At 63.3% G+C, this 14,005-nt stretch carries 16 protein-coding genes; 6 read left to right on the forward strand and 10 right to left on the reverse strand.

What is annotated here, in order from left to right:
* Nucleotides 1-678 (forward strand): HipA domain-containing protein (locus AB5Y80_RS00005; RefSeq protein WP_368172365.1); only part of this gene is annotated, 678 nt, incomplete at its 5' end.
* Nucleotides 679-1,133: 455 nt separating this feature from the next.
* Here AB5Y80_RS00005 and AB5Y80_RS00010 read toward each other — a convergent pair.
* The 3 genes from AB5Y80_RS00010 to waaF form a co-directional block, all read right to left on the reverse strand.
* Complete coding sequence (locus tag AB5Y80_RS00010; protein WP_049636086.1) at nt 1,134-2,012, reverse strand: DMT family transporter; 879 nt, start codon at nt 2,010-2,012, stop codon at nt 1,134-1,136.
* Nucleotides 2,013-2,123: 111 nt separating this feature from the next.
* A complete protein-coding gene (waaA, locus tag AB5Y80_RS00015) occupies nt 2,124-3,392 on the reverse strand; it encodes a lipid IV(A) 3-deoxy-D-manno-octulosonic acid transferase (protein WP_368172366.1) in 1,269 nt (422 codons plus the stop codon).
* A gap of 1 nt (nt 3,393) precedes the next feature.
* A complete protein-coding gene (gene waaF, locus AB5Y80_RS00020; RefSeq protein ID WP_041214219.1) occupies nt 3,394-4,491 on the reverse strand; it encodes a lipopolysaccharide heptosyltransferase II in 1,098 nt (365 codons plus the stop codon).
* Nucleotides 4,492-4,830: 339 nt separating this feature from the next.
* Here waaF and AB5Y80_RS00025 point away from each other — a divergent pair, with 339 nt between their 5' ends.
* Nucleotides 4,831-5,598 carry a glycosyltransferase family 2 protein gene (locus tag AB5Y80_RS00025; protein WP_368172367.1) on the forward strand — a complete coding sequence of 256 codons (768 nt, stop codon included), beginning with the start codon at nt 4,831-4,833 and terminating at the stop codon, nt 5,596-5,598.
* Nucleotides 5,599-5,940: 342 nt separating this feature from the next.
* Here the strand turns inward: AB5Y80_RS00025 and AB5Y80_RS00030 are convergent, their stop codons facing one another.
* Nucleotides 5,941-6,984 (reverse strand): glycosyltransferase family 9 protein, encoded by a 1,044-nt coding sequence (locus AB5Y80_RS00030; protein WP_042879076.1) that lies wholly within the window; start codon nt 6,982-6,984, stop codon nt 5,941-5,943.
* A 221-nt stretch (nt 6,985-7,205) separates the two neighbouring features.
* Between AB5Y80_RS00030 and coaD the strand changes: the two genes are divergently transcribed.
* Nucleotides 7,206-7,688 carry a pantetheine-phosphate adenylyltransferase gene (coaD, locus tag AB5Y80_RS00035; RefSeq protein WP_010676110.1) on the forward strand — a complete coding sequence of 161 codons (483 nt, stop codon included), beginning with the start codon at nt 7,206-7,208 and terminating at the stop codon, nt 7,686-7,688.
* 74 nt (nt 7,689-7,762) lie between these two features.
* On the opposite strand, the gene AB5Y80_RS00040 is transcribed toward coaD, so the two are convergent.
* The 6 genes from AB5Y80_RS00040 to radC all read right to left on the reverse strand — a co-directional run bounded on the left by AB5Y80_RS00040 (nt 7,763) and on the right by radC (nt 11,411).
* Nucleotides 7,763-8,635: a VirK/YbjX family protein gene (locus tag AB5Y80_RS00040; protein ID WP_128297097.1), complete on the reverse strand. Its 873-nt coding sequence runs from the start codon at nt 8,633-8,635 to the stop codon at nt 7,763-7,765.
* Between the two features lie 176 nt (nt 8,636-8,811).
* Complete coding sequence (gene mutM / locus AB5Y80_RS00045; RefSeq protein ID WP_010676112.1) at nt 8,812-9,624, reverse strand: bifunctional DNA-formamidopyrimidine glycosylase/DNA-(apurinic or apyrimidinic site) lyase; 813 nt, start codon at nt 9,622-9,624, stop codon at nt 8,812-8,814.
* A gap of 14 nt (nt 9,625-9,638) precedes the next feature.
* The gene (locus AB5Y80_RS00050; protein ID WP_042016396.1) at nt 9,639-10,094 is read right to left on the reverse strand and encodes a hypothetical protein; all 456 of its coding nucleotides are present in this window, start codon (nt 10,092-10,094) and stop codon (nt 9,639-9,641) included.
* 90 nt (nt 10,095-10,184) lie between these two features.
* Entirely contained in the window at nt 10,185-10,352 is a 168-nt protein-coding gene (rpmG, locus tag AB5Y80_RS00055; protein WP_005323752.1) for a 50S ribosomal protein L33, read from the reverse strand.
* An 11-nt stretch (nt 10,353-10,363) separates the two neighbouring features.
* Nucleotides 10,364-10,600, reverse strand: a complete 237-nt coding sequence (rpmB, locus tag AB5Y80_RS00060) for a 50S ribosomal protein L28 (protein WP_005307492.1) — start codon at nt 10,598-10,600, stop codon at nt 10,364-10,366.
* Nucleotides 10,601-10,736: 136 nt separating this feature from the next.
* Nucleotides 10,737-11,411: a DNA repair protein RadC gene (gene radC / locus AB5Y80_RS00065; protein WP_368172368.1), complete on the reverse strand. Its 675-nt coding sequence runs from the start codon at nt 11,409-11,411 to the stop codon at nt 10,737-10,739.
* Between the two features lie 148 nt (nt 11,412-11,559).
* Here radC and coaBC point away from each other — a divergent pair, with 148 nt between their 5' ends.
* From coaBC to slmA, 3 genes are all read left to right on the forward strand, one after another.
* On the forward strand, nt 11,560-12,762 hold the full coding sequence (gene coaBC / locus AB5Y80_RS00070) for a bifunctional phosphopantothenoylcysteine decarboxylase/phosphopantothenate--cysteine ligase CoaBC (RefSeq protein ID WP_368172369.1): 1,203 nt from the start codon (nt 11,560-11,562) through the stop codon (nt 12,760-12,762).
* 76 nt (nt 12,763-12,838) lie between these two features.
* Nucleotides 12,839-13,297 (forward strand): dUTP diphosphatase, encoded by a 459-nt coding sequence (gene dut / locus AB5Y80_RS00075; protein ID WP_010676116.1) that lies wholly within the window; start codon nt 12,839-12,841, stop codon nt 13,295-13,297.
* Between the two features lie 70 nt (nt 13,298-13,367).
* Nucleotides 13,368-13,964 (forward strand): nucleoid occlusion factor SlmA, encoded by a 597-nt coding sequence (gene slmA, locus AB5Y80_RS00080; protein WP_010676117.1) that lies wholly within the window; start codon nt 13,368-13,370, stop codon nt 13,962-13,964.
* Nucleotides 13,965-14,005 lie beyond the last annotated feature (41 nt).

A 14,005-nucleotide genomic window follows, 5' to 3' on the forward strand; every position in this document is an offset into this window, starting at 1 on the left:
AAGGAGTTTGGTCTACCCGTACCTCACTGCTTCATGATGCAGGTTGGCCAGGTCAAAGCACTGGCTGTGGAACGCTTCGACAGACGTTACGCTGCTGATCGCAGTTGGATCATGCGCCTTCCCCAAGAAGATTTCTGTCAGGTATTGAATGTTCCGTCAGCACGGAAATACGAGAGCCATGGAGGACCAGGGATCACTGACATCATGAAAACTTTGCTGGGCTCTGCGACACCAGAACAGGATCGCTACCTGTTCATGAAATCTCAGGTACTGTTCTGGCTGCTGGCTGCCACCGATGGCCATGCCAAGAACTTCTCGGTCTTTATTGAACCGGAAGGGCGTTTTCGCCTGACCCCTTTTTACGACATCCTATCCATGTATCCCGCGTTTGGTGGTCGAGGTCTACACCCACGCGATGCAAAGCTGGCCATGGGCCTGACCGCGACCAAGGGCAAAAAATATGCGATAGAGCAGATCTTTCCTCGCCATTTCTATCAGACTGCCAAAGCGGTTGGATTTGAGAAGGTGCAAATGGAAATGATCCTAAACGAAATGGCAAGTAGTCTGGATGAAGTGATCTCGGCAGTCCGTCAGCAGTTACCAGATACATTTCCCACCCAGATTGCGGACTCGATTCTGGATGGACTCAGCACCAGAGCGCAGCGTTTAACTCGGTAGTCAGCCAAGTGAAATGAAGCCTGGCCAGAGACAAAACATAAGCACCAACCATTGCGACCTCACATCCAGGCACAGTTTTTCCCGGTTTCCCACTTTTCCCACCTCTACTTGGCCGGCGTGGGGATGGTTCAGCATAAACAGGGGGCTATCACCATCGACTGGGTAGTACTTTGGGTAGTTTTTTCTTAAAAAATATTAAAAATTACACCATACATATGATTTTTATAAAAATTAACGCCACATCATGCAATCAGATCCAAAACATCGAGTGATCCCCCTCATCGATGCACCAGCCCCCGCCACCCGGGGGCTTTTTTATGCTCGTTTCCCGCAGCGCTCAGCCGCCTGACTGATGGCAGCCCCAAGCAAAGGGAGCCCGACATGTACCATCACGCAAAGAGGGTCTGCCATGCAGACCCTCTCCTTCTTTTCTATGCATCCCCCACCCGCGCAGGCTAGACCGGTGACTTCAGCCTTCGGCTGCGCAGCAGCAGGGGAAGCTGGTAGAGCACCAGGGCGCCCAGCACCAGGCCGGCGCCGGCCAGCTTGGCGGGGCCCAGGGGTTCGTCATAGAAGAGGGTGCTCAGGATAAGAGTCCAGACCGGTTCGAGCAGCATCAGCAGGGCGGCGTGGGCCGTGGTCATCCGGCTCAGGGCGTGGGTGAGCAGCCAGTAGCGCAATGTGGTGGCGATCAGGACGCTGGCCGCAAACCAGCCCCAGATACCAGTGCCGATGCTGGCGGGCCACTGCTCGGTCAGCAGGGAGAGCAGGGTGCCGAGCAGTCCGGTCACCGCCAGCTGGATGCAGGTGAGCCAGGTAGGGGGAATGGACTGGGCGAAGTGGCGGTGCACCGCGAGCTGAACCCCCAGGGTGGCGGCCGCCGCCAGAAACCAGAACAGGGAGAGCGACACGCCCCAGTGGGTGCTGCTGGAGAGCAGCAGCAGACCCGCGACGGCCACGGGCAGAGTCAGCCAGTAGTGACGGCCGGGTCTGGCCTTGAAGGCGGCCCAGGCGGCGAGCGGCGCCATCAGGGTGGCCACGCTCATGATGAAGGCGCCGCTGCCGAGGGCATCGCTCTGGCTGATGGCGGTAACCCAGAACAGCAGGCTGGCCCCGAGCAAGGTGCCGCACCCGGCGGCGCGCAGCAGTTGTGAGCCACTGGGGGGCGGCTCGCGCAACCAGGCGAGCGGCAACAGCAGCAGGGCGGCCAGCAGGAAGCGGCTGCCGATAAAGGCGGCGGTGGGCAGTTCGCGAATCGCCTCTTTCGAGAAGAGCCAGCCAGCGGCGGCCAGCAGGGTGACCAGTATCATCAACAGCAGGGGAGCGCGGTTCATCGGAGCATCACAGGGTCAGGGGCAAAGGGCAGAGCATAAAGGAAAGAGGCGCGGATTGTCTCCCGGGGTTTGGCAGACATGCTGGCGGGGCGGCCACCACGCCGCCCCGCCTCAGTCGTCACTTTCCAGGCTGGCGAGGCAATGGGAGAGGGTGCGCGCCAGCGCCCCCTGATTGCGCAGCACCACGGCGCGGGCCTGCTCCCCCATCTCGCGGCGGGCGCCCACATCGGCGAGCAAGGCGTTCACCTTGTCGCCGAGCGCCTCTGCATCCGCCACCACGGCGGCGCCCCCCTGGGCCACCAGCTGGCGGGTGATGTCGCTGAAGTTGAAATAGACGGGGCCGGTCAAGCAGGGTTTGCCCAGCGCCGCCGGTTCCAGCAGGTTGTGACCGCCCACGGGCACCAGGCTGCCACCGACAAAGGCGAGATCCGCCGCCGCCAGCATCAGCGGCAGCTCGCCCATGGTGTCACCCAGGTAGATCTTGTCCCTCTCGCCGACCGCACTGCCTGCCGTGCGCCGCACGCAGCCGTAGGGGGAGCACAGCTCGGCCACCCGATCGAAACGCTCGGGATGGCGCGGCACCAGGATCAGCAGGGCGGAGGGATGGGCCTTGAGCACCCGATCGAAGGCGGCCAGCACCTGCTCGTCTTCCCCCTGGTGGGTACTGGCGGCGATCCAGACAGGTCGTGCCTCCCCCAGTTGCTGGCGCAGGGCACGGCCCCTGGCCTGTACCTCGTCGCCAAACTGGATGTCGAACTTGATGGAGCCGGTCACCGCCAGCCGGTTGCGCCCTATCCCCAGCCGATGGAAGCGATCCGCATCGTCCTGATGCTGGCACAGCAGGTGGGTCAGCGGGCGGCTCAGGGCATCGAAGGCACCCTGGAAGCGACCATAGCGCTGACAGGATCGCTCCGAGAGGCGGGCATTGAGGATGGTCACCGGCAGGTGGCGTGCCTCGCAGGCCGCCAGCCAGTTCGGCCATAGCTCGGTCTCCATCACCCAGAGGGCGCGGGGCTTGACGGTGCTCAGAAACGCCGAGACGGCCCAGGGATAGTCGAGAGGCGCATAGCGGTGCACTACCAGATCCCCGAGCTTGGCCGCCTGTTCGGCGCCGGTGCGGGTGGTGGTGGTGAGCAGGATGGGCAGCTCGGGGCGCTCGGCCTTGAGGGCGCGGATGAAGGGGGTGATAGCCAGGGTCTCCCCCACGCTCACCGCATGGATCCAGAGGGGGGCCTCCTGTCCGGTCGGCGGCAATCGTCCCAGATGCTCGGCCCAGCGCGCCCCGAAGCCGGGCTTGCCTTTTTTGGGCTTGTAGAGCGCCAGCAGCGCCAGGGGCAACCCCAGGTGGATCAGCAGGTTGTAGAGCAAGCGGTAGATCATGCTAGCTATTACCTGGTTCAGCAGCGGAGGATTCCACCGGCTGCCGCACTATGGTCAGATCTGCCATTTCACCACGCTCCAGCCGATTTCCCGCCTCGATGACCTGTTCCGGCATCAGCTCGATCAGGCACTTGAGGTGGCCGAACTTGCAGGTGCGCTTGAAGCAGGGGCGGCATTCGATGTCGGTGTGGACGATCTCGACCCTGTCCGCCAGCGGTGGGGTATAGAGGGGCGAGGTGGAGCCGTAGACGCCGATCAGCGGCCGGTTGAGGGCGGCCGCCACGTGCATCAGGCCTGAGTCGTTGGCGATGACCCGACCGGCCAGCGCCATCAGGTCGATCGCCTCGTGCAGGCTGGTCTTGCCCGCCAGCACGTGGCAGTTGGGGCGTGACAGGGGGTTGATCCGATCGCGGATGGTGTTGGCCACGTCCACGTCCTTGCCCGAGCCGAAGATCCATACCTGCCATCCCTCGTCGAGGTGCTTTTGCGCCACCACGGCGTAGTGCCCCTCCGGCCAACGTTTGGCCGGGCCGAACTCGGCCCCCGGACAGAGCACCAGCACAGGGCGGGCACGATTCAGGCCGAGCCGCTCCAGCGCCTTGCCCTGGTTGATGAGATCCACGTGCAGGGAGGGATGGGGAATAGCGGGAATGTCGTCCCGACTCTTCATCTGCCCCTTGGGATAGGCCAGAGCCACATAGCCTTCCACCATCAGCGGGAAGGCCTGCTTGTTGCTGCGCATGTCGTTGAGCAGGCCGAAGCGGTGCTCTCCCTTCCAGCCGGTGCGCACCGGGATCCTGGCAAACCAGGGGATGAGGGCCGACTTCATGGAGTTGGGCTGGATGATGGCCTGATCGTACTGCTCGGCGGCCAGCTGCTTGCCGAGGCGGCGGCGCGCCCCCAGCTTGAAGTCACCGTGGCCAAGCGGCATGGGGATGGCCTTGTCCACCTCGGGCATACGCTCCAGCAGCGCCACGCACCAGGCCGGCGCCATCACATGGAGCTCGCTGCCAGGGTGGTTGCTCTTGAGCGCCTTGTAGAGGCTCTGGGACATCACCATGTCGCCGACCCAGGAGGGGCCGATCACCAATATCTTCATCGCGCGTCTTCTCTCGGGACTGGCCCGGCTGTTGATCGTTACTGGGCGAGATTATGCCCCAAGAAAGGCCGAAGAAATAACAGAAGATACCCGTCTGCCCCCGCAAAACGCCTCCCTGGCAGGATCTGCTCCCCCGCGCATCCCTCCTGAGGCCCTCTTCCACCCGGACACAGCGTGCCCTGGGCCACCAACTGCCGGGTAGCAGAGATCTCCCTTCCCCCGCATTCAAAAGCGGGCCCACCAGGCCCTCGGGTCATGCCCCGCGCGGGGTTTTAGGCTAGAATGGGCGCCAATCCGAGCATGACCCGCCCGCCGGGCACCAACAAGAGTCCCTTGCCTGTGAAAAAACCGACCCTGGCGGCCGTCCTGATCGTCAAGAACGAAGCCGACAACCTCCGTGCCTGCCTCGCCTCCCTCGAAGGCCTGGCGGATGAAATCGTCATTCTCGACTCCGGCAGTCAGGATGACACCCCGGCCATCGCCGCCGAATTTGGCGCCCGCTTCTTCGTCAACACCACCTGGCCCGGTTTCGGCCGTCAGCGCCGCCTCGCCCAGTCCCATGTCCAGTCGGAGTGGGTGCTGTGGCTGGACGCGGACGAGCGGCTCACCCCCGAACTCAGGGAAGCCATCCAGGGGGTCATGGCCAACCCGGCCAGCGACACCATCTACTCCATCCCGCGCCTCTCCTGGGTGTTCGGCCGCTTCATCCGCCACAGCGGCTGGTACCCGGATCGGGTGCTGCGCCTCTACCCCAAGGCGCTGACCGGCTACAACGAGGCGCTGGTACACGAGAAGGTGGAGGTGCGCGCCAACATGAAGATCGTCAACCTGCAGGGCGACCTCCTCCACTACACCTACCGGGATCTGGAACACTACCTGGTCAAATCCGCCGGCTACGCCAGGGCCTGGGCCGATCAGCGCACCGCCCGCGGCAAGAAGGGATCCCTCGGCCAGGGGCTGGTCCACGCCGTCGGCTGCTTCCTCAAGATGTACCTGCTCAAGGCCGGTTTCCTCGACGGCAAGCAGGGCCTGCTGCTGGCCATCCTCTCCGCCCACTCCACCTTCGTCAAATACGCCGATCTCTGGGTTCGCCAGCAGCCGAAATAGGGCATCGCGCCTCAAACATCGCATTAATCACTCACCCCTTGTTCCAGCGGGACAAGGGGCAAACCCTATTGCCGTGGAGCGGGCGCAGCCCTCGCGGGGCCGCTCACGGCGCAAACCCGGGCGCCACGGACGAAAACTGGCCGCTATAAGCCGAATGCATGGATATTGGCAACATGACCCGACTCCGGCTTATACCGACAGGTTTCCCCTGCCCGGGGCCCGGGCAGGCCCGTCAAGGGGGCTGTCGGGGACCACGCCCGGTAGGCCGGTCTACCAGCAGGGCGCATCCCCATACAAGACAGGGCCCCGCGGGGCCCTGTCTTGTATGTTCTGTGTGCGCTCTCAGCGCTCGGCGCGCCAGAAGGGCGGCGCCCAGCGGGCGATCTCTGCCGCCATGGCCTTGGGATCGAGCTGGCTCATGTCCTCCGGGTGGTCGCTGTCTTCCGGCGGGCTGAAGGGCAGATGGCGCCCCTCGCCATTGAGCGGCCGCCAGCGCAGCGGCGTCGCCGAACGGTGTGCCGGGAAGAAGCCGACGGTCGGCACGTCCATGGCCGCGGCGATGTGCAGGGGCCCAGTGCTGCCCGCCACGAACAGGGCGGCGTTGGCCATCACCTGGCAGAACTTCGGCAGCCCCTCGTCGGAGCGATAGATCCAGCCGTTGCCCCCATGGGCCAGCAGTTCGGCCGCCAACTGCTCCGCCTTCCCCTCCTCCCCCGGGCCTGCCGTCAGCACGCACTGCAACTCGGGACAGGCCTGGTTGAGCTTGATGATGAGGCGCGAGTACTGCTCGATGGAGAGGTTGTTGGCCGAGCCGCCGCTGCCCGCATGCACCATCAGCCAGGGGCGGCAGGCGTCGAGCCTGAGACGGGCGGCGACCTGCTCGCGCACCTGCAGCAGGCTCTCGGGGTCGAAGCCGAGGTAGGGTCCTTGTGGCTCTACCACGGCCTGATGCTGATCGGCGAGGAAGCGGCGTACCAGATCCAGGTTGTATTCGTACTCCGGCTTCTGGGAGCGGGAGCGGCGCTGCACCAGGCGCTGGTTGTAGAGCACCTGGGCCAGCTTGGTGGCCGGGGCCAGCCGGTAGGGAATATGCGCCTTCCACACCAGCTTGGCATTGCGGGTGTTGGAGAAGAGGCAGATGGAGGCATCGAAGGCGGCCGCCTTGATGCGCGCCAGCAGGGCGCGTTGCTGCTCCTTGTCGGCCCGGGCACCCGGATCCAGGATGATCTCGTCGATCCAGGGGCAGAGGCGGGCCAACGGCGCCGTGTAGGCGGGAACCAGGGCAGTCACATGACACTCCATGGAGCGCTTGAGCATGGCAAAGCTCGGCCACGCCAGCATGAAGTCACCAATCTTGTCATTGCGGACTACCAGAATACGTTTCATAAAAAATCCCTATGCTCCCTGTCACCAGCGAAGGAGGCTTGATGCGCGATGGGGGTATTCTTGCCTGATGCAGGGCGATTCTCAAGCGAAGACGCCACGGGGCCCCGATTTGTGCGACCCCGGCCGCCGATCAGCGCCAGAAATCCGCGCCATCCCGGTCGCGACAAACCGGCAACAGCCCCTATAATGCGACCAGTTTTCCGGTTTCAGGAATCAGCAGCATGACCAACAAGGTAATCTATCCCGGCACCTTCGATCCCATCACCAACGGCCATACCGATCTCATTGGCCGCGCCGCCAGACTGTTCGACGAGGTGGTGGTCGGGGTGGCCAACAGCCCGAGCAAACGGCCGCTGTTCGATCTCGAGGAGCGCGTTCAGCTGGCCCGGCAGGTGACGGCTCACCTGCCCAACGTCAAGGTGGTGGGCTTCTCCGGCCTGCTGGTGGATTTTGCAAGGGAGCAGCAGGCCAACGTGCTGATCCGCGGCCTGCGCGCCGTCTCCGACTTCGAATACGAGTTCCAGCTCGCCAACATGAACCGTCGCCTGATGCCCACCCTGGAGAGCGTCTTCCTCACCCCGGCGGAGGAGAACTCCTTCATCTCCTCCACCCTGGTGAAGGAGGTGGCGCTGCACGGTGGCGACATCCACCAGTTCGTCGACCCCCTGGTGGCTCAGGCCATTGCCGCCAGACAGCAGCGCTAATCCCCTCCCCTGATGGGCAGAAACGAACAAGGGCTACCCGCGGGTAGCCCTTGTTGCATCAACGCACTGCACGCCTAGCTGTGGGCAAACTGCTGGCGGATCGCCCGCTCCAGCCCGTCCAGCCACTCGTAGCGACGCCGGTACATGGCCCGCTTCTTGGAGGCGATCTCCTCCAGCGGCTTGCGCACCACGGGTTGCAGCCGCACGAAGTTGGCGTCCTGATCGAGGGCGCCAAACTCCTGCCACAGCTCGTCGTAGTCCGCCTGCAGGCAGGCTTTCTTCTTCTTGCTGTACCGTCTTGCCTGGAAGATGTGGGCCTTCATGCGCACCGCACAGACCCGGTGGGCCCCCATGGCCCCGGCCAGCGCCATCACCAGCATCACCACCAGCGACTTGGGTCTCAGACCCTGACCCGCCCGGGTCAATGCCCGCACCTGCTCCTGGGGCTGCTCGACACAGGGCTCCGGCCCCTGCACCGACCCGATCACCAGGGCCAGCTCCTGTTCGTTGCCCGCCAGGGAGAAGGCACAGCTGTAGAGTCGCTCCCCCCGCGCGTTGACGATGGAGAGCGCCAGCTCCGCCTCCCTGCGGAAGGTGCCGTCGTGACGCAGCACGATGCGCCAGCCGCCATCGGGATAATGGCCCAGCACTATCCCCTCCCCCAGATAGAGCGGGTCGATGAGCTCGGGGTACAGGCCCAGCAGCAGGCGGTAGTGATCCTCCACCATCTTGACCCGCTGGTTCACCGTCGAGCAGGCGAAGCGATAGGGGCGCATCGGCTTGTCGAGCAGCTCGGGGTGGCGGGCGGGAAGCGCCCGCAGGGGGGCGCTCTGGAACAGCTCGAATACCCGGTTCAACTGCGCACGGTAGAGCAGACTGCGCAGCAAAAACTTGCCGCGATTGAAGGTCTTGCGGGCGCTGTCTTCGGGATAGAGGAAGCGGGCCATATCGTGGGCACAATAGTGCCCCTGCCGGGATAAATGTTCCCAGTCTATTGATTTAGCTGTCATTTTATTACCTCGCAGCCTGAACTGGCGAGATAGTAGTCATGGGCTGACGCCGCATCAACAGACTGGAAATACTCTCTTACAACTTGGCCGATCCCGGCTCAAAAACCCCTCTTTCAGCGTTGGCAGTGGGAGCAGAACACCGTGGTTCGCTGGCCCATCTTCACCTCGGTGAGCAGGGTGTGGCAGTGGAAACAGGGCTGCCCCCCACGGCCGTAGACCTGCAACTGCTGGACAAAATAGCCCGGCTTGCCGTCGGCGCTGGTGAAATCCTTGAGGGTGGTGCCCCCCTGGCGAATGGCTTCGGCCAACACCCGCTTGATCTCGCTCACCAGGGTGCCCAGCCGCTCGGCGCTGATGTTGCCTGCCGCCCGCCTGGGATGAATGCCGGCGGCATAGAGCGCCTCGTTGGCGTAGATGTTGCCCACCCCGACTACCACGTGGTTGTCCATCAGGAACTGCTTGATGGCGGTGCTGCGCCCCTTCGCCCGCTCCCGCAGGTAATCGGCATGGAAGGCGTCGGTGAGGGGTTCCGGCCCCAGCTTGGCGAGCAGGGCATGGGCCTCGGCCGGTTCGCGGGTCCACAGCAGGGCGCCAAAACGGCGCGGATCGTTGAGCCGCAGCAGCTTGCCGTTGGCCAGCTCGATATCCACGTGATCGTGCTTCTCGGCCGGGGTGCCGATGTCCAGCACCCGCAGGCTGCCGGACATCCCGAGATGCAGGATGGCGGTGCCGAAGTCGGTCTCCAGCAACAGGTATTTGGCGCGGCGGCTGACGCGGTGGATGACGAGATCCACCAGCTCCTGGATCTCGCCGGGCACGGGCCAACGCAGGCGGCCGTCCCGCACCACCACGCGGGTCACCTTGATGCCGGTAAGCCAGGGGGAGATGCCCTGGCGGCTGACTTCGACTTCCGGTAATTCAGGCATGGGCGATCTCTCGTTCAGGGAATGGGACGCATCAGGTCACGGTATTGCGCCTGACTCAAGCTGAGCCAGGTCGAGGAGGGCAGCAGAGCGGCAAACTTGCCGTCGTCCTGATAGAGCCCGACTTCCACCGGATCGCTCTGTCCGGCGATCCAGATCTTGAGGGTCACCGGGGTGCCGCGCACGGGCTCGCCGGGGGGCAGCAGCCAGCCTTGCCACATCTCGATGCGGGCCGCCAGCTGGGCGCTGCCAAGCCCCAGATCCGGCGCGCTGCGCCAGCCCTGGCCGATACGCTCTATCTGCCAGCTCGGCCCCTGCCAGGTCAGCACCACGGCGCTCTCCGGCAACAGCGGACGCGCGCGTTTGGCACTGTTCTCCTGCTGGGCCTGCTCCAGTCGGTGCAACAGGGTAATGACGATCAACACGACCACGATGATCACGTTGTTCCAGCCTTTGCGGCTCAGTTTGAACATGGCTAGCCTCCCTTCGAATCGGCAGTGTACTGAATTCCAGCCATAAAAAAACCCGGCACGAGGCCGGGTTTTTGCAGCGAAACCAAGTAATTACTTGATTTTGCCTTCTTTGTAGATCACATGCTGACGAATCACGGGATCAAATTTCTTGATCTCCATTTTTTCGGGCATGGTGCGCTTGTTCTTGGTAGTGGTATAGAAGTGACCAGTACCGGCGCTGGAGTTCAGGCGAATCTTATCGCGAATACCTTTAGCCATGATCTAATTCCTTATACCTTAACGCCGCTGGCACGCAGTTCAGCCAGAACCACTTCAACGCCGCGCTTGTCGATGATACGCATGCCTTTTGCGGATACGCGCAGGCTCACGAAGCGTTTTTCACTCTCAACCCAGAAACGGTGAGTGTGCAGGTTCGGCAGGAAACGACGCTTGGTAGCGTTGTTAGCGTGCGAACGGTTGTTACCAACTGCCGGGCGCTTGCCGGTTACTTGGCATACTCTAGACATGTCAGTCTCTCCAAATCTTACTTCATTGCTCGAGCAAATATCTGCCCCGCTGGCCTTCGATTGCGGGGCAAACAGAAGGCGGCATTTTATACAGCATCCGTGATCAAAGATCAACTAATACAGTGCCAGAGCCCAGTCACAACCAACCACGCTCTGCGAAAGAAACCGTGATGCCATCACCGATCACCAGGTGATCAAGCACTCTGATATCGACCAGGGCCAGGGCGGCCAGGATCCGATCCGTGATCTGGCGGTCCGCCCGACTGGGCTCGGCCACGCCGGACGGGTGATTATGCGCCAGAATCACGGCGGCTGCATTATGTTTGAGCGCGATCTGCACGATTTCTCTGGGCCAGACGCTCGCCGAGTCGAGGGTGCCGTAAAAAAGTTCGACAAACCGGATGACCCTGTGCTGGTTGTCGAGCAGCAGCAGGGCGAACACCTCCCGCCCCCGATCCCGCAACTGGGCTTGCAGAAAGTCCCGGGTTAGCCCGGGCGAGGTGAGCGCCTCTCCCCGTTGCAACTGTTCGGCCAGATGGCGCCGCCCCATCTCCAGCACCGCCTGCAACTGGACATACTTGGCAGGTCCCAGCCCGTGAGCGCCACAAAAATCCTGCTGCTCGGCTCCCAGCAGTGCCCGCAGGGAACCAAACTGCTGCAACAACTGGCGGGAGAGATCCACCGCACTCAACCCACTGACCCCGGTGCGCAGGAAGATGGCCAGCAGTTCGGCATCGGAGAGCGCCGCCGCTCCTCGGCGCAGCAGCTTTTCCCTCGGGCGCTCCTCTTCCGGCCACTCCTTGATGCTCATTTGTCTCTCCCTACATGGCTATTGAGAGAAAACATAGCAAAGAATCCCGCGAGCCCGACCACAACTCCCCCATGTCAGCCTCTGTCGCCACCCATTGCCTGTGCTATCTTAGCCGACCAATCAGAGTGAGCCGGAAGAGAAGCAGCAGATGAGATTGGCCGATAAACGCATCCTGTTGGGTGTCAGTGGCGGGATCGCCGCCTACAAGAGTGCCGAACTGGTACGTCGCCTGAAAGATCAGGGGGCCGAGGTGCGAGTGGTGATGACCCGCTCCGCCAAGGAGTTCATTACCCCGCTGACCCTGCAAGCCGTCTCAGGCCACCCGGTGGCCGACAGTCTGCTGGACCCGGCTGCCGAGGCGGGCATGGGCCACATCGAGCTGGCCAAGTGGGCCGATCTGGTGCTGATCGCCCCCGCCAGCGCCAATCTGATGGCCCGCATGGCCGCCGGCATGGCGGACGAGCTGCTCACCACCCTCTGCCTGGCCACCCCGGCGACTGTCGCCCTGGCGCCAGCCATGAACCAGCAGATGTATCGCAACGTCGCTACCCAGGCCAACCTTCAGACCCTCGCCGAGCGCGGCATTCAGCTGTGGGGGCCGGATTCCGGCAGCCAGGCCTGCGGCGACGTGGGCCCGGGCCGGATGCTGGATCCCCTGGAACTGGTGGAACGCTGCTGCCAGCAGCTCGCCGCCGAACCGCTCCTGGCAGGCGTCAGGCTGCTGCTCACCGCCGGGCCGACCCGCGAGGCGCTGGATCCGGTGCGCTATATCAGCAACCACAGCTCCGGCAAGATGGGCTACGCCATCGCCCGCGCCGCGCGCGAAGCGGGCGCGGAGGTGACCCTGGTGAGCGGCCCGGTGGCACTGGCCACCCCGGCCGGCGTTACCCGCATCGATGTGGAGAGTGCCCTGCAGATGCACGAAGCGGTGATGAGCCGGGTCGGTGAGTGCGACCTCTTTATCGGCTGCGCTGCCGTCGCCGACTACCGTCCCGCCCAGGTGGCCGAGCAAAAGATCAAGAAGACCGGCGACAACGACCAGATGCAGCTGACCCTGGTCAAAAACCCCGACATCATCGCCGATGTGGGGGCGTTGTCAGACAAACCCTTCACCGTCGGATTTGCCGCCGAAACCGTGGATGTGGAACAATACGCCCTCGACAAACTTCGACGTAAGCGGCTGGACATGATCGCAGCCAACGATGTGTCCCGTGCAGGCCAGGGTTTCAATGCCGATGACAACGCCCTGACCGTCTTCTGGCAAGGGGGTCAAGCCGCCCTGCCCCTGGCCGATAAGCTGACGCTCGCCCGTCATCTTGTCGCCCTGATTGCACGCCATTATCGACCCTGAGCCCATTGAACATGGCGGGAGCCCCAGGCTCCTGCAGTACCACCCGATCGCCAGGCGATCCAATTGAAAAAGATTCATGACGACACAAATTGAACTGAAAATCCTGGATGCCCGCATCGGCACCGACTTCCCGCTGCCCGCTTACGCCACACCGGGCTCCGCTGGCATGGACTTGCGCGCCCTGCTGGATGCCCCGCTGACCCTGGCCCCTGGCGACACCACGCTGGTGCCGACCGGGCTGGCCATTCACATCCAGGATCCGGGTCTGTGCGCCACCATCCTGCCCCGCTCCGGCCTCGGCCATAAGCACGGCATCGTACTGGGCAACCTGGTCGGCCTCATCGACTCCGACTACCAGGGTCAGTTGATGGTCTCGGTCTGGAACCGTGGCAACGACAGCTTCACCATGCAGCCTGGCGAGCGCATCGCCCAGCTGGTGATCCTGCCAGTGGTACAGGCCAGCTTCCAGTTGGTCGACGAATTCAATCAGAGTGAACGGGGTGAAGGCGGGTTTGGTTCTTCTGGTCGCCAATAACAAGACCACACGGCCCCCTGGGGCACGTGCCAAATAATAGAATCAAGCCATTGTTTTTTTAGGGGAATCCATGGCAAGCAGTAACCAGAAACAGAGTCGGCGCGATCAGATCCTGCAGGCACTCGCCCACATGCTGGAAACCAGCCCGGGCCAGCGCATCACCACGGCACGCCTCGCGGCCGAGGTGGGCGTGTCCGAGGCGGCCCTCTACCGGCATTTTCCCAGCAAGGCGAGGATGTTCGAGGGGCTGATCGACTTTATCGAGGATTCCCTGCTGTCACGGGTCAACCTGATCATGGCCGAAGAGAAGGACACCATGGCCCGCTGCCATCACATACTGCAGCTGCTGCTGGTGTTCGCCGAGCGCAACCCCGGCATCACCCGCATTCTCAATGGCGATGCCCTGCTGGGCGAACACGATCGGCTGCGGGATCGCATCAGCATCCTGTTCGACAAGCTGGAGACCCAGATCAAGCAGGTACTGCGCGAGAAACGGCTGCGGGAAGGCCAGGGCTTCCAGCTCGACGAGACCATGCTGGCCAACCTGCTGCTGGCCTATACCGAGGGCCGCATCAGCCAGTTCGTCCGCTCGGAGTTCAAAATCAAGCCCACTGCCGGGTTTGAAGATCAGTGGCAGTTTATCCGCAGCCAGCTGCTGCAAAGCTGAGCCAGCAGACCGCATCAACCAATGCACGTCCGCTCCGAGTT

Origin of the sequence: Aeromonas sp. R2-1 (assembly GCF_040908425.1) — a bacterium.
GTDB classification, from domain to species: Bacteria; Pseudomonadota; Gammaproteobacteria; order Enterobacterales; family Aeromonadaceae; genus Aeromonas; species Aeromonas caviae.

What these genes read in the sequence shown, in the direction of transcription:
- AB5Y80_RS00010 (WP_049636086.1), bottom strand. Translation starts at nt 2,012, where the DNA reads ATGAACCGCGCTCCCCTGCTGTTGATGATACTGGTCACCCTGCTGGCC.
- waaA (WP_368172366.1), bottom strand. Translation starts at nt 3,392, where the DNA reads ATGATCTACCGCTTGCTCTACAACCTGCTGATCCACCTGGGGTTGCCC.
- waaF (WP_041214219.1), bottom strand. Translation starts at nt 4,491, where the DNA reads ATGAAGATATTGGTGATCGGCCCCTCCTGGGTCGGCGACATGGTGATG.
- AB5Y80_RS00030 (WP_042879076.1), bottom strand. Translation starts at nt 6,984, where the DNA reads ATGAAACGTATTCTGGTAGTCCGCAATGACAAGATTGGTGACTTCATG.
- coaD (WP_010676110.1), top strand. Translation starts at nt 7,206, where the DNA reads ATGACCAACAAGGTAATCTATCCCGGCACCTTCGATCCCATCACCAAC.
- AB5Y80_RS00040 (WP_128297097.1), bottom strand. Translation starts at nt 8,635, where the DNA reads ATGGCCCGCTTCCTCTATCCCGAAGACAGCGCCCGCAAGACCTTCAAT.
- mutM (WP_010676112.1), bottom strand. Translation starts at nt 9,624, where the DNA reads ATGCCTGAATTACCGGAAGTCGAAGTCAGCCGCCAGGGCATCTCCCCC.
- AB5Y80_RS00050 (WP_042016396.1), bottom strand. Translation starts at nt 10,094, where the DNA reads ATGTTCAAACTGAGCCGCAAAGGCTGGAACAACGTGATCATCGTGGTC.
- rpmG (WP_005323752.1), bottom strand. Translation starts at nt 10,352, where the DNA reads ATGGCTAAAGGTATTCGCGATAAGATTCGCCTGAACTCCAGCGCCGGT.
- rpmB (WP_005307492.1), bottom strand. Translation starts at nt 10,600, where the DNA reads ATGTCTAGAGTATGCCAAGTAACCGGCAAGCGCCCGGCAGTTGGTAAC.
- radC (WP_368172368.1), bottom strand. Translation starts at nt 11,411, where the DNA reads ATGAGCATCAAGGAGTGGCCGGAAGAGGAGCGCCCGAGGGAAAAGCTG.
- coaBC (WP_368172369.1), top strand. Translation starts at nt 11,560, where the DNA reads ATGAGATTGGCCGATAAACGCATCCTGTTGGGTGTCAGTGGCGGGATC.
- dut (WP_010676116.1), top strand. Translation starts at nt 12,839, where the DNA reads ATGACGACACAAATTGAACTGAAAATCCTGGATGCCCGCATCGGCACC.
- slmA (WP_010676117.1), top strand. Translation starts at nt 13,368, where the DNA reads ATGGCAAGCAGTAACCAGAAACAGAGTCGGCGCGATCAGATCCTGCAG.